The sequence below is a fragment of the Micromonospora sp. NPDC048907 genome, assembly GCF_055586885.1.
In genome coordinates, this window is record NZ_JBVJHI010000005.1 from 595927 (window position 1) to 608907 (window position 12981).

The 12981-nt window shown below is 72.6% G+C and carries 10 protein-coding genes; 3 read left to right on the forward strand and 7 right to left on the reverse strand.

What is annotated here, in order from left to right:
- Positions 1–29: 29 nt before the first annotated feature.
- Positions 30–3545 carry a methionine synthase gene (gene metH / locus ACZ6PY_RS20855; protein ID WP_466074527.1) on the reverse strand — a complete coding sequence of 1172 codons (3516 nt, stop codon included), beginning with the start codon at positions 3543–3545 and terminating at the stop codon, positions 30–32.
- Positions 3546–3760: 215 nt separating this feature from the next.
- On the opposite strand from metH, the gene ACZ6PY_RS20860 reads away from it, so the two are divergent.
- Both ACZ6PY_RS20860 and ACZ6PY_RS20865 read left to right on the forward strand, forming a co-directional pair.
- On the forward strand, positions 3761–4630 hold the full coding sequence (locus tag ACZ6PY_RS20860; protein WP_030504102.1) for a PAC2 family protein: 870 nt from the start codon (positions 3761–3763) through the stop codon (positions 4628–4630).
- A gap of 113 nt (positions 4631–4743) precedes the next feature.
- Positions 4744–5535: a GntR family transcriptional regulator gene (locus ACZ6PY_RS20865; protein WP_466074529.1), complete on the forward strand. Its 792-nt coding sequence runs from the start codon at positions 4744–4746 to the stop codon at positions 5533–5535.
- Positions 5536–5571: 36 nt separating this feature from the next.
- On the opposite strand, the gene mshC is transcribed toward ACZ6PY_RS20865, so the two are convergent.
- From mshC to ACZ6PY_RS20885, 4 genes are all read right to left on the reverse strand, one after another.
- Positions 5572–6810, reverse strand: coding sequence for a cysteine--1-D-myo-inosityl 2-amino-2-deoxy-alpha-D-glucopyranoside ligase (mshC, locus tag ACZ6PY_RS20870; protein WP_466074531.1), 1239 nt, complete (start codon positions 6808–6810; stop codon positions 5572–5574).
- A gap of 67 nt (positions 6811–6877) precedes the next feature.
- Entirely contained in the window at positions 6878–7696 is an 819-nt protein-coding gene (locus ACZ6PY_RS20875) for an SCO1664 family protein (protein WP_466074533.1), read from the reverse strand.
- A complete protein-coding gene (locus tag ACZ6PY_RS20880; RefSeq protein ID WP_466074535.1) occupies positions 7693–8271 on the reverse strand; it encodes a DUF3090 domain-containing protein in 579 nt (192 codons plus the stop codon). The genes ACZ6PY_RS20875 and ACZ6PY_RS20880 overlap by 4 nt, the downstream gene beginning before the upstream one ends.
- 112 nt (positions 8272–8383) lie before the next feature.
- A complete protein-coding gene (locus ACZ6PY_RS20885) occupies positions 8384–9097 on the reverse strand; it encodes a histidine phosphatase family protein (protein WP_466074690.1) in 714 nt (237 codons plus the stop codon).
- A gap of 1229 nt (positions 9098–10326) precedes the next feature.
- Between ACZ6PY_RS20885 and ACZ6PY_RS20890 the strand changes: the two genes are divergently transcribed.
- Positions 10327–10872 carry a hypothetical protein gene (locus ACZ6PY_RS20890; RefSeq protein ID WP_466074537.1) on the forward strand — a complete coding sequence of 182 codons (546 nt, stop codon included), beginning with the start codon at positions 10327–10329 and terminating at the stop codon, positions 10870–10872.
- Positions 10873–10940: 68 nt separating this feature from the next.
- Here ACZ6PY_RS20890 and ACZ6PY_RS20895 read toward each other — a convergent pair whose 3' ends face one another.
- Entirely contained in the window at positions 10941–11777 is an 837-nt protein-coding gene (locus ACZ6PY_RS20895; protein WP_466074539.1) for an undecaprenyl-diphosphate phosphatase, read from the reverse strand.
- Positions 11774–12826 carry an LLM class F420-dependent oxidoreductase gene (locus tag ACZ6PY_RS20900; RefSeq protein ID WP_091265972.1) on the reverse strand — a complete coding sequence of 351 codons (1053 nt, stop codon included), beginning with the start codon at positions 12824–12826 and terminating at the stop codon, positions 11774–11776. The genes ACZ6PY_RS20895 and ACZ6PY_RS20900 overlap by 4 nt, the downstream gene beginning before the upstream one ends.
- Positions 12827–12981 lie beyond the last annotated feature (155 nt).

Genomic DNA, 12981 nt, shown 5'->3' on the forward strand with positions numbered 1-12981 from the left:
CCGATCGGGTCGCCGCACGCCCAGGGCGATCACTTGGCGTTGAAGTAGTTGGCCTCCGGGTGGTGGACGACGATCGCGTCCGTGGCCTGCTCCGGGACGAGCTGGAACTCCTCCGAGAGCTGCACGTTGATCCGCTCGGCACCCAGCAGCTCCACGATCTTCGCCCGGTCCTCCAGGTCCGGGCAGGCCGGGTAGCCGAACGCGTACCGGCAGCCCCGGTAGTCGGTGCGCAGCAGGCCGGCCAGGTCGGCCGGGTCCTCGTCGGCGACCGTACGCCCGCCCGGCAGGACCAGCTCGGCGCGGATCCGCCGGTGCCAATATTCGGCCAGCGCCTCGGTGAGCTGCACCGACAGGCCGTGCACCTCCAGGTAGTCGCGGTACTCGTTGCCGGCGAACATCTTCGCCGTGTACTCGCTGATCGGCTGCCCGACGGTGACCAGCTGCAACGCCACCACGTCCAGCTGCTCGCCCTTCGGGCGGAAGAAGTCGGCCAGGCACAGCCGCCGCTCCTGCCGCTGCCGCGGGAACGAGAACCGGGCCCGCTCGGAGTGCCCGTTCTCGTCCAGCACCACCAGGTCGTTGCCCTCCGAGTAGGCCGGGAAGTAGCCGTAGACCACGGCGGCCTCCAGGACCTGGTCGGCGATGAGCCGGTCCAACCAGTACCGCAGCCGCGGCCGGCCCTCGGTCTCCACCAGCTCCTCGTACGACGGGCCCTTGCCGCCCCGGGCCCCGCGCAGCCCCCACTGGCCGAGGAAGGTGGCCCGCTCGTCGAGCAGCGCCGCGTAGTCCGCCAGCGGCACGCCCTTGACCACCCGCGTGCCGAAGAACGGCGGGGTGGGCACCTCGACGTCGGCGGCCACGTCGGAGCGCACCGACGCGTCGTCCAGCTCCGGCAGCGCCTCGCGGACCAGGGCCCGCTGCCGCTCCCGCCGCTCCCGGCGGGCCGCCAGGGCGGCCTCCCGCTCCGGGTCCACCACCGGCGCGCCGCCCCGCTTGGCCGTCATCACCCGGTCCATGAGGGACAGCCCCTCGAACGCGTCCCGGGCGTAGTGCACCTGCCCGGGGAACACCGAGCGCAGGTCGTCCTCCACGTACGCCCGGGTGAGCGCCGCGCCGCCGAGCAGCACCGGCCAGCGCTCCGCGACCCCGCGGGCGGCCATCTCGGCCAGATTCTCCTTCATGATGACCGTGCTCTTGACCAGCAGGCCGGACATGCCGATGGCGTCGGCCCGGTGCTCCTCAGCCGCGTCCAGGATCGCGTTGATCGGCTGCTTGATGCCGATGTTGACGACGTCGTAGCCGTTGTTGGACAGGATGATGTCGACCAGGTTCTTGCCGATGTCGTGCACGTCGCCCTTGACGGTGGCGAGCACGATGCGCCCCTTGCCGTCGTCGTCGGTCTTCTCCATGTGCGGCTCCAGGTAGGCCACCGCGGTCTTCATCACCTCGGCGGACTGGAGCACGAACGGCAACTGCATCTGGCCGGAGCCGAACAGCTCACCGACCACCTTCATGCCGTCCAGCAGCAGGTCGTTGATGATGGACAGCGGCGTACGGCCCTCGGCCATGGCCGTGTCCAGGTCGGCCTCCAGGCCGTTGCGCTCCCCGTCGATGATCCGCCGCTTGAGCCGCTCGTCCAGCGGCAGCGCGGCCAGCTCCTCGGCCCGGGTGGCCCGCGCCGAGGCGGCGTCGACGCCCTCGAAGGCCTCGATGAACCGCTGCACCGGGTCGTAGCCCTCGCGGCGGCGGTCGTAGACCAGGTCGAGCGCGATCTCGCGCTGCTCGTCGGGGATCTTCGACATCGGCAGGATCTTGCTGGCGTGCACGATGGCCGAGGTCAGGCCGGCCTGCGCGCACTCGTGCAGGAACACGGAGTTGAGCACCTGCCGGGCCGCCGGATTCAGACCGAAGGAGACGTTCGAGATGCCCAGGGTGAAGTTGACCCCCGGGTAGCGGGTCGCGATCTCCCGGATGGCCTCGATCGTCTCGATGCCGTCGCGGCGGGTCTCCTCCTGCCCGGTGGCGATCGGGAAGGTCAGCGCGTCGATGAGGATGTCCTCCCGGCGCAGCCCCCACCGGCCGGTCAGGTCGTCGATGAGCCGGCACGCGACGCGTACCTTCCAGTCCCGGGTGCGGGCCTGGCCCTCCTCGTCGATGAGCAGCGCCACCACGGCGGCGCCGTGCTCCCGGACCACCGGCATCACCCGGGCGTAGCGGGACTCCGGGCCGTCGCCGTCCTCGAAGTTGACCGAGTTGACCACGCAGCGGCCGCCCAGCATCTCCAGCCCCGCCTCGACCACCGCCGGCTCCGTCGAGTCCAGCATGATCGGCAGGGTCGAGGCGGTGGCGAACCGGCCGGCCAGCTCGCGCATGTCCTGCGTGCCGTCCCGGCCGACGTAGTCGACGCAGAGGTCCAGCAGGTGCGAGCCGTCCCGGGCCTGGCCGCGGGCGATCTCGACACAGGCCTGCCAGTCGGCCGCGAGCATCGCCTCGCGGAACGCCTTGGAGCCGTTGGCGTTGCTCCGCTCCCCCACCATCAGGATGCTGGCGTCCTGGGCGAACGGCACGTGGTGGTAGATCGACGAGACGCCCGCCTCGGGACGCGGCTCCCGGGCCGCCGGCCGCCGGCCGCGCAGCCGCTCGACCAGCACCCGGATGTGCTCGGGGGTGGTGCCGCAGCAGCCGCCGACCAGGGACACGCCGTAGTCGGTGACGAACCGGTCCAGCGCGTCGGCCAGCTCGTCCGGGCTCAGCGGGAAGTAGGCCCCGTCGGCGGTCAGCACCGGCAGGCCGGCGTTCGGCATGACCGAGACAGGGATGCGGGAGTGCTGGGACAGGTAGCGCAGGTGCTCGCCCATCTCGGCCGGGCCGGTCGAGCAGTTGAGGCCGATCAGGTCGACGCCGAGCGGCTCGATGGCGGTCAGCGCCGCGCCGATCTCGCTGCCCAGCAGCATGGTGCCGGTGGTCTCCACGGCCACCTGGCAGATGATCGGGACGTCCCGCCCCAGCTCGGCCCGGGCCCGCTTGGCACCGACCACGGCGGCCTTGACCTGGAGCAGGTCCTGGCAGGTCTCGATGATCAACGCGTCCGCCCCACCGGCGATCAGGCCGGCCGCGTTCTCCTGGTACGCGTCCCGCAGGGTCGCATACGCCGCGTGCCCGAGGGTGGGCAGCTTCGTGCCGGGCCCCATCGAGCCGAGCACGAACCGCGGCTGCTCCGGCGTCGCGTACGCGTCGGCGGCCTCCCGGGCGAGCCGCGCGCCCGCCTCGGACAGCTCGCGGATCCGCTCGGCGATGCCGTACTCGGCCAGGTTGGGCAGGTTGGCGCCGAAGGTGTTGGTCTCCACGCAATCCGCGCCGACGGCCAGGTAGGCCTCGTGCACGCCGCGGACCACGTCCGGTCGGGTGACGTTGAGGATCTCGTTGCAGCCCTCAAGGCCGTCGAAGTCGTCCAGGGTCAGGTCGGCCGCCTGCAGCATCGTCCCCATCGCCCCGTCGGCGATGAGGATCCGGTCCGCCAGCACATCGAGCAACGAAGTCCGCACAGGGCCAGGTTAGTGCGGCGCGGCGTGGAGAGGTCACCGCAACATGGGCTTCCCACATACTGTCAGCGGGATCACCGCGTACCTTTCATCCGGTTCGCCCGACTGGTCGGGTCGGCGGACCGGCGCGGCCGACGGGCCGCGCCCGGCGGCGGCACGTAGGCTGGCGACGTGAAGGACATCAGGGACGCGACCGTACGACGGCTCGAGGTGACGGCGTGACCGAGTTCGACGGACTGCCGGTGCTGCGGTCCCCGGTAGCCATCGCGGCCTTCGAGGGGTGGAACGACGCCGCCGACGCCTCGACCGCGGCCGTGGAGCACCTGGAGCAGGTCTGGCAGGCCCGACAGGTGACCGAGCTGGACCCGGAGGACTTCTACGACTTCCAGGTGAGCCGGCCGACCATCACGATGGCCGACGGGGAGACCCGCCGGGTCGAGTGGCCGACCACCCGCTTCATGGTGGCCAGCCCCGAGGGCACCGAGCGCGACGTGGTGCTGATCCGCGGCATCGAGCCCAGCATGCGCTGGCGCACCTTCTGCGAGCAGGTGCTGGAGATCTGCCACAGCCTGGAGGTCGAGCGGGTCGTGCTGCTCGGCGCGCTGCTGGCCGACGTGCCCTACACCCGGCCGCTGCCGATCAGCGGCAGCGCCTCGGACGCCGACGCCGCCAAGCGCTACCAGCTCACCCCCACCCGCTACGACGGGCCGACCGGGATCGTCGGGGTGCTGCACGACGCCTGCACCCGGGCCGAGGTGGACGCCGTGTCGTTCTGGGTGCACGTGCCGCACTACGCCAACAACCCGCCCTGCCCCAAGGCCACCCTGGCGCTGCTGCACCGGGTCGAGGAGGTGCTCGACCTGCCGGTGCCGATGGCCGACCTGGCCGAGGAGGCCGCGGAGTGGGAGCAGCGGGTGCGCAGCGCCGCGGAGCAGGACGCCGAGCTGGGCGAGTACGTCCGTGAGCTGGAGGAACGGGTCGGCGACGCCGGCATCACCCCGCTGACCGGGGACGAGATCGCCCAGGAGTTCGAGAAGTACCTGCGCCGCCGGGGCGGTTCCGCCGGCCCCACGGCCGGCTCCTGGTAGCCCTGTCGCGTGGAGAACCGGGTCCCGGTGGGGCCCGGTTTTCGCGTGTCCGGGGTGGCGCGGTCACACCCGCTACGGCATCCTAGGAACCTAGCTGTCATGAGGAGGCGGGCATGCAGATCAATCCCGGCGCGGCCGAGTTCCCGCACCGGCAGATCGCCGCGCAGCTCAAGGCCCAGGTGCGCCGCGGCGACTGGGGGCCCGGCGAGCGGCTGCCGTCCATCCCGGCCATCGCCGAGATGTTCGGCGTCGCCAAGCAGACCGTGCAGCGCGCCGTCGACCAGCTGCGGGTCGAGGGCGTCCTGATCACCAAGCCCGGCTCCGGTACGTACGTCCGGGGCACCCGGCGCCGGCTCAACCGGCTCTCCCGCGGCCGGTACGGCGGCTTCCGCGGCTACCACACCGACCTGGCCGCCCGGTACCGGCAGCAGCTCGTCTCGGTCGGCCGCGCCGCCGCCCCGCCCGAGGTGGCCGACGCGTTCGGGGTGGCCGACGGCACCGAACTGCTCTGCCGGCGGCACCTGGTCCGCACCGACGACTCACCCGTCGAGGTCGGCGCCTCCTGGTTCCTGCCCGCCGACACCGCCGGCACCTCCCTGGAGCGCGCGGAGGCGTTCGGCCGGCCGCTCTACCAGGAGGCCGAGGAGGCCACCGGCCGCCGGTACGTCACCGCGACCGACACGATCAGCGCCCGCCAGCCCAGCCGGGAGGAGGCGGAGATCCTCCAGATCCGCCCCGACACCCCGGTCCTGCACCTGCTGCACGTCGCCTACGACGCCCAGCGCAAGCCGATCGAGGTCGCCCACGCCACCTGGCCCGGCCCGATGACCACGCTCACCGAGGAGTACCGCATCCCCGCGCCGGCACCCGACCAGGACCCCGACCCCGGCCTCGTCCTCGGCTAGTCCCTCCCCGGGCGGGACCACGCCGGGATGAGCCGCTCAGAGGCGGATGCCGAGGAGGGCGTCGACGGTGTCGGCGAACAGCTTCGGGGCGGCCGCGTCGTCGGCGACCCCGGCGAGGGCCTGGTCGGCCCATTCGTCGGCCACGGCCAGGGCGCCGGGGCTGTCCAGGTCGTCGGCGAGGCGGGCGCGTACCCCGGCCAGAAGCTCCTCGCCGGACGGGCCGGCCGGCGCGGCGGCGGCCCGGCGCCAGCGGGCCAGCCGCTCCTGCGCCTCGGCGAGCAGCTCGTCGGTCCACGAGCGGTCGCTGCGGTAGTGCCCGCTGAGCAGGGCCAGGCGGACCGCCATCGGGTCGACGTGGTCGGCGCGGAGCCGGGAGACGAAGACCAGGTTGCCCCGGGACTTCGACATCTTCTCGCCGTCCAGGCCGATCATGCCGGCGTGCACGTAGTGGTCGGCGAACGGGGCCTGGCCGGTCAGCCGCTCGGCGTGCGCCGCCGAGCACTCGTGGTGCGGGAAGAGCAGGTCGTTGCCGCCGCCCTGGACGGCGATCCGGTCGCCGAGCAGGTTCAACGCGATCACCGCGCACTCGATGTGCCAGCCGGGGCGCCCGGCGCCCAGCTCACCGCCCGGCCAGGACGGCTCGCCCTCGCGGGCGCCGCGCCACAGCAGTGGGTCGAGCGGGTCGCGCTTGCCGGCCCGGTCCGGGTCGCCGCCGCGCTCCGGGAAGATCTCCAGCATCTGCTCGCGCGACAGGTTGGACTCGTAGCCGAACGCGGGAGCGGCGGCGACGTCGAAGTAGACGTCGCCCGTGCCGTCGTCGAGCCGGTAGGCCGCGCCGTCCTTGAGCAGCACCAACACCTTCTCGGCGATGTCGGGGATCGACTCGACCGCGCCCACGTAGTGCTCCGGCGGGATGATCCGCAGCGCCTCCATGTCCTCGCGGAACAGCGCGGTCTCCCGCATGGCCAGGACCTTCCAGTCCTCGCCGTCGCGCTCCGCCCGCTCCAGCAGCGGGTCGTCGATGTCGGTGACGTTCTGCACGTACCGCACGGTCAGGCCGGCGTCCCGCCACATCCGCTGCACCAGGTCAAACGTGATCATGGTGGCGGCGTGGCCCAGGTGGGTCGCGTCGTACGGGGTGATGCCGCAGACGTACATGCTGGCCGCACCGTCGGGCTGACTGGAGTGGAGGCCCTGCCGCGCCGAGTCGTACAAGTTCAGTGGCGTGCCCTTGCCCGGCAGCCGTGGCACCTCGTGTCCCGCCCAAGACTCCATGATTTCCAGCCTAACGATCCGTCAGCCGCTCGGGTGGCGCGCCTCGGGTGATCAACGCGACAACGGCTCACATGGGCGGCCAGGGCATGGCCGGCCACTCCTCGGGCGGCAGCGGGAACCGCCCGGTCTCCCGCAACCGGTCCACCCGGGCCGCCACCTCGGCGACCTCGCTGATCGTGAGGTGCTCAGCCAGCTCGTCGCCGAGCGCACCGGTGAGCTGGCCGGCCAGGTCGTCGAGCATCGCCACCGCGTCCGGCGGGAGCTGCCGGCCGGCCCAGCCCCAGAGCACGGTGCGCAGCTTCTCCTCGACGTGGAAGCAGACCCCGTGGTCGACCCCGTAGACCCGGTCGTCGGGGCCGACGAGCACGTGGCCGCCCTTGCGGTCGGCGTTGTTGATCACGGCGTCGAGGACGGCCAGCCGGGCCAGCCGGGGATCGTCGGCGTGCGCCAACGCGTACGCGGCCCCGTCGTCGTCGCGCGCCGCGGCGACCGGGAACCAGCGCGGCGGCACCGTCTCGGCCGGCACGAACCCGACAAGCGGCTCGGCGTCCTCCGGCTCGTCGATCCAGAGCTGGCAGGAGCCGGGACCGAACGGACCGTCCCGCAGGACGGTCGGCGGCACCAGGTCCCAGCCGGTGGCCTGCGAGACCAGGTAGGCCGAGACCTCCCGGCCGGCGAGTGTCCCGTCCGGGAAGTCCCAGAGCGGGCGCTCGCCACGGACCGGCTTGTAGACGCAGCGCGCGGACGCCCCGTCGAGGGTGATGATGCCCCGCAGGGTGGTGTTGGAGGCGTCGACCAGCCGCCCCTCCAGGGTCAGTTCACCGTCGCTGAGCAGTCGCAGCGAGGAGGCGCCGTCCTGTCGGGGCTGGAGTTCGGACGACGTCACCGGTGGTAACCGTTGTGCCGGGGACAGAGGTGACCGGCCGGGTCGAGCGGCTGGCCGCAGAGCGGGCAGGGCGGACGGCCGGCGTTGACCACCCGCCGGGCCCGCTCGATGAACGCGCGGGTCGCCTCGGGGGTCAGCCGGACCCGGAGCCGATCGAGGTCGTCGTCCGGTTCGTCCGGGTCCTCGTCGGTGTCGTCGTCCGCGTCGCCGAGCTCGACCTCGGCCTCCGCCTCACCGGCGGCGATCGCCTCGATCACCACGGTGGCGGAGTCCACGTCGAAGGCCAGGCCCAGGGTGCCGACCCGGAACTCCTCGTCGACCGGGGTGTCGAGCGGGTCGTTGTCGCCCGTCACCGGGGCCGCCTCCGGAAGCTCGACGCCGAACCGGCGCTGCGCCTCGGAGAGCAGCTCCTCCAGCTTCTCGGCGAGCAGGGACACCTGGACCTTTTCCAGCGCGACGCTGACCAGCCGGCCCCCGCCGCGCGCCTGGAGGAAGAACGTGCGCTCCCCCGGCGGGCCGACGGTTCCGGCGACGAACCGCTCCGGCGGCTCGAAGGCGTGCACCTGGTGGGTCATACCCACGACCCTATCCGGCGTGCGGAACCGTCGCGCAGCGCACCGACGCCGAATCCGCCCAGGGCGAAACGCCAGGGCCGCCGCCCGCCGTTCCCGGGCGTGGCGAGGCCGCTCACCGGGTCGCCCCCGCGCCGCCGCCCACCGCCGCGTCCGAGTCGGTCGCCCGGGTCGCCCGCCGGCGCCGCTTTCGCGGCGGCGGGACCAGCCCGGCCAGGTCGCCGCCGGTGTCGTTGAGCCGGACCAGGAAGGGCCGCAGCGGCGTGTAGCGGATCGCGGTCACCGACGCCGGGTCGGCCACGATCCGCTGGAACAGATCCAGGTGTACGCCCAACGCGTCGGCCACGATCGCCTTGATCACGTCGCCGTGGCTGCACGCCAGCCAGACCGCCTCGGGCCCGTGCTCGGCGCTGACCCGGGCGTCCCAGGAGCGCACCGCGGCGACCGCCCGCGCCGACATGGCCGCCATCGACTCCCCCTCCGGGAACACGGCGGCGCTCGGGTGCTGCTGCACCACCGGCCAGAGCGGCTCCTTCGCCAGCTTCTTCAACGGCTGCCCCTCCCAGGCGCCGTAGCCGCACTCGATGAGCCCCTCCTCGACCACCGGCGCCGCCCCGGGCAGGGCAAGCTCCAGGGTCTGCCGGCAGCGGATCAGCGGGCTGGTCACCACCGCCGCGAGGGGCAGCCCCTTGAGCCGCTCACCCACCGCCGCGGCCTGGGCGCGCCCGGTCTCGTCCAGCTCGACCGGTTGCCGGCCAGCCAGGCCACCGTCGGCGTTCGCGGTGGTCCGGCCGTGTCGCAGAAGCAGAAGGGTCGCCACGCAGACCACCCTAGGCGCTCCCACCCCCTTGATCGACTGCACCACGGGATGTGGCGGTGTCGCCCGTCGGGCCGCGCCGCACCGGGGTGGCGGTGTGACGGCGGACACGCCGACGCCCGGAACACCGGGGCCGGTCGGGCCGTTGTGCAGAGCGTCGGTGTGTCCAGTGTCCCCGGGCCTCACCTAAATTGCCTTCGCGGAATACCGTCCGGCTGGAGCCGCGTCGTGCCACTCGCCGAGAGGCGACCTGCACACCGACACCCAAGCGCCGCCCGTCCCTCCGGGGCCGGGCGGCGCTGTTGTGTACGCCCAGCCTTCCGCGCACCCCGGTCCCGGGTCGCCGGGGGTCCGCCGCTGTCCGCCGTCGAGCGCACGTCGGGGCGGGTTCGCGCGCGGCGCCCGGCCCGCCCGGGTGGCAGGTCCTCACCCACCGCCTTTGCTCTGCAGCCCTCCCCGTAGCGCGCGGCCGCCCGGTCCGCCCGGGTGGCAAGTGCTCACCCACCGCCTCCGCTCTGCAGCCCTCGAAGCAGCGCGCGGCCGCCAGGGATCACCCACCGCCCCTAATCTGCAGCCCCTCACACAGCGAGCGCGGCCGCCTGGGCCGCCGGGTGGCAAGTGCTCACTCACCGCCTTTGCTCTGCAGCCATCGCCGCAGCGGGCACGGAGCGTAGGTGGTGCGTGGATGGCTGCAGAGCAAAGCGGGTCGGCTGGGTTGGGCGGGTGGCTACGTGGCCCGTGGGTGGGGCTGGGGCGGTCACGCCGATCCCGCCAGGTCGTCACGTTGCGCCGACACGGGCGGTGAGCTTGGGGCGGATGTCCGGTTCATGCCCGGCTTCCGGCGGTGAGTGGAGCGCTATGGATGCCTCCGGCGGCCGGATACCTCCATGGCGCTCCACCGAGCCGTGCGCGGGTGGGTGTGGTGTCCGGTTCGCGGGGTGACCGGCGGCATCCCGGCGGTGGAATGGCCGGTGGGCGGGGGTCGTTATACCCGGTGCACGACCGAGGACCACGGCCCCGCCCGACGGGATGCCCGGCCCCCGCGACCCGCCCGCCCGACCCGGGCCCTGCGGGAATGATGGTGGCCGGCCGGTCGTTGTACATGGTCCCGGCGCGACGAAAGGGCCCCCGCCCCGTGCGCCGGATGATCCCCCTAAGACTTTCTTGAGCGCCTGACGTGGTGCTTGCGCACAGCCGACCCCCATCGGCGTGTGCGCCAACCCCCGAATGGAGCTACCCCCATGAACACGATGCTGCGTAAGAGCGTGCTGGGTATCGCTGGTCTGGCCTTCACCGGTGGTGTGTTCGCCGGTCCGGTCGCCGCCCACGCCGAGCCGGTGAACAGCACCAAGCCGGCTGCGGTCGCTACGGTGCAGGGCGCCCAGTCGCACATCGACCTGAACGACGAGCAGACCGCCAACGCCAAGGCGATCATCGCGGCGACGAAGAAGGCCGGCCTGCCCGAGCGGGCCGCGGTCATCTCCATCGCCACGAGCCTGCAGGAGTCGAAGCTGGAGAACCTGGGCCACCTCGGCGACAAGAATGATCACGACTCGCTGGGCCTGTTCCAGCAGCGCCCCTCCAGCGGTTGGGGCACGCCGGAGCAGATCACCAACCCCGAGTACTCCACCCTCGCCTTCCTCAAGGGCCTCAAGCAGGTCGACGGCTGGGAGACCATGCCGCTGACCGACGCCGCGCAGACCGTGCAGGTCTCGGCCTACCCCGACGCCTACGCCCAGTGGGAGCAGCAGGCCACCGACATCGTCCACCAGCACTGGAACAGCTGACCCAACGCAATCGCCGCTGGCCGGCACCCCGAACACGGGGTGCCGGCCAGCGGCGTATCGGCATCAGGTCAGGTGGCCTCGATCGTGCCGGTGAGCAGCAGGCAGAGGACCAGGGAGCCGAGCGCCACCCGGTAGAGGACGAACAGGTACAGGGTGTGGTGCGCGACGTAGCGCAGCAGCCAGGCGATGGCCGCGTACCCGATGCCGAAGGCGATCACGGTGGCGACGACCATCTGCGCCACGCTCGGCGCGGCGGTGCCCGGCGCGGACGGCTCGAAGACGTCCGGGATGCTGAACACCCCGGAGATCACCACGGCCGGGATGGCGAGCAGGAACGAGTAGCGCGCCGCCGTCTCCCGGGTGAGGTTGAGCAGCAGGCCGGCGGTGAGGGTGCCGCCGGAGCGGGAGACACCGGGGACCAGCGCGGCGGCCTGGGCGAAGCCCATGATGACGCCGTCGCGCATCCGGAAGTTCTCCAGCGTGCGGGTCTGCCGCCCCCAGTACTCGGCGAAGGCGAGCACGATCGCGCCGAGGATCAGCGTGGTGGAGACCAGCCGCAGGTCGCGGCCGGCGGTGCGGATCTGGTCCTTGAACAGCAGCCCGAAGATGCCGATCGGGATGGTGCCGACGATGACGTACCAGCCCATGCGGTAGTCGAGGCTGGAGCGCACCGAGCTGTCGAACAGGCCGAGCACCCAGGTCCGGACGATCCGCCAGATGTCCTTGAAGAAGTAGATGAGCACCGCCGCCTCGGTGCCCAGCTGGGTCACCGCGGTGAACGACGCGCCGGCGTCCCGGTCGAAGAAGATCGCCGAGGTGATCCGCAGGTGCCCGGAGGACGAGACCGGGAGGAATTCCGTGAGCCCCTGGACGATGCCCAGGACGATGGCCTCGACCCAGGTCACTCGCCGACTCCGGAGAGGTCCAGCGCCTCGGCGACGGTCCGCAGGGTCTGCACGCCGCTGTCCCGGTCCGCCACGAACAGGGTGACCGACAGGGTGGTCACGCCGGCGGCCGCGTACTCCCGCATCCGCTCGGCGATGCGCTCCTTCGGGCCGAGCAGCGAGGTGCGGTCGATGAACTCCATGGGCACCGCGGCAGCCGCGTCGCGCTGCCGCTTGGCCAGGTAGAGGTCCTGCACCTCGCGGGCGGCGTCGCCGTAGCCCATCCGGGTGGCGAGCTGGTTGTAGAAGTTCTGCTGCCGGCTGCCCATGCCGCCGACGTAGAGGGCCGCGTACCAGCGGACCAGTTCGGCGCAGGTGGCGATGTCGTCGCCGACCACCACGGGAACGGACGGGACGACGTCGAAGCCGGCCAGCTCCTTGCCCGCCTTGGCCCGCCCGGCGCGGACCGAGGCGAGCTGCTCCTCGGCGAACTCCGGTGCGTAGAAGACGGCCAGCCAGCCGTCGGCGATCTCGCCGGCCAGCTCCAGGTTCTTCGGGCCGACGGCGGCCAGGTAGATCGGGATGTGCTCGCGCGGCGGGTGGAAGCCCAGCCGCAGCGCCTTGCCCGGGCCGTCCGGCAGCGGCAGCGTGTAGTGCTCGCCGTCGTACGCGACCTCCTTGCGGGCCACGGCCAGCTTGACGATGTCGACGTACTCGCGGGTGCGGGCCAGGGGCTTGGCGAAGCGGACGCCGTGCCAGCCCTCGGAGACCTGCGGGCCGGAGACGCCCAGGCCGAGCCGGAACCGGCCGCCGGAGAGCGCGTCGATGGTCGCCGCGGTCATCGCGGTCATCGCCGGGGTGCGCGCGGGGATCTGCATCACCGCGGCGCCCACGTCGATCCGCTCGGTCTGGCCGGCCATCCAGGCCAGCATGCTCGGCGAGTCGGAGCCGTAGGCCTCCGCCGCCCACACCACCGAGTAGCCGAGCCGATCCGCCTCCTGGGCCAGCGCCAGGTGGTCGGCCGGCGTGCTCCACGCCGTCTGGTATCCGAGGCTGAGCCCGAGTCGCACTGGTCCTCCCACCATCCGCACCACAGGTCGCATCAGGTTACGCAATGGCAGTGGTGGCGCGGACCACCGGCTCACCTCGAACACGTCACACCCGCGGGAGGTCGCGCGGGAAGTTGACTGCGGCGAGGATATCCGTGAAGCCGGCTTCGAAATAA

Bases quoted from the DNA above. Each gene is read 5' to 3' on its own strand.
- ACZ6PY_RS20865 (WP_466074529.1), top strand. From the start codon at position 4,744: ATGCAGATCAATCCCGGCGCGGCCGAGTTCCCGCACCGGCAGATCGCC.
- mshC (WP_466074531.1), bottom strand. From the start codon at position 6,810: ATGGAGTCTTGGGCGGGACACGAGGTGCCACGGCTGCCGGGCAAGGGC.
- ACZ6PY_RS20880 (WP_466074535.1), bottom strand. From the start codon at position 8,271: ATGACCCACCAGGTGCACGCCTTCGAGCCGCCGGAGCGGTTCGTCGCC.
- ACZ6PY_RS20890 (WP_466074537.1), top strand. From the start codon at position 10,327: ATGAACACGATGCTGCGTAAGAGCGTGCTGGGTATCGCTGGTCTGGCC.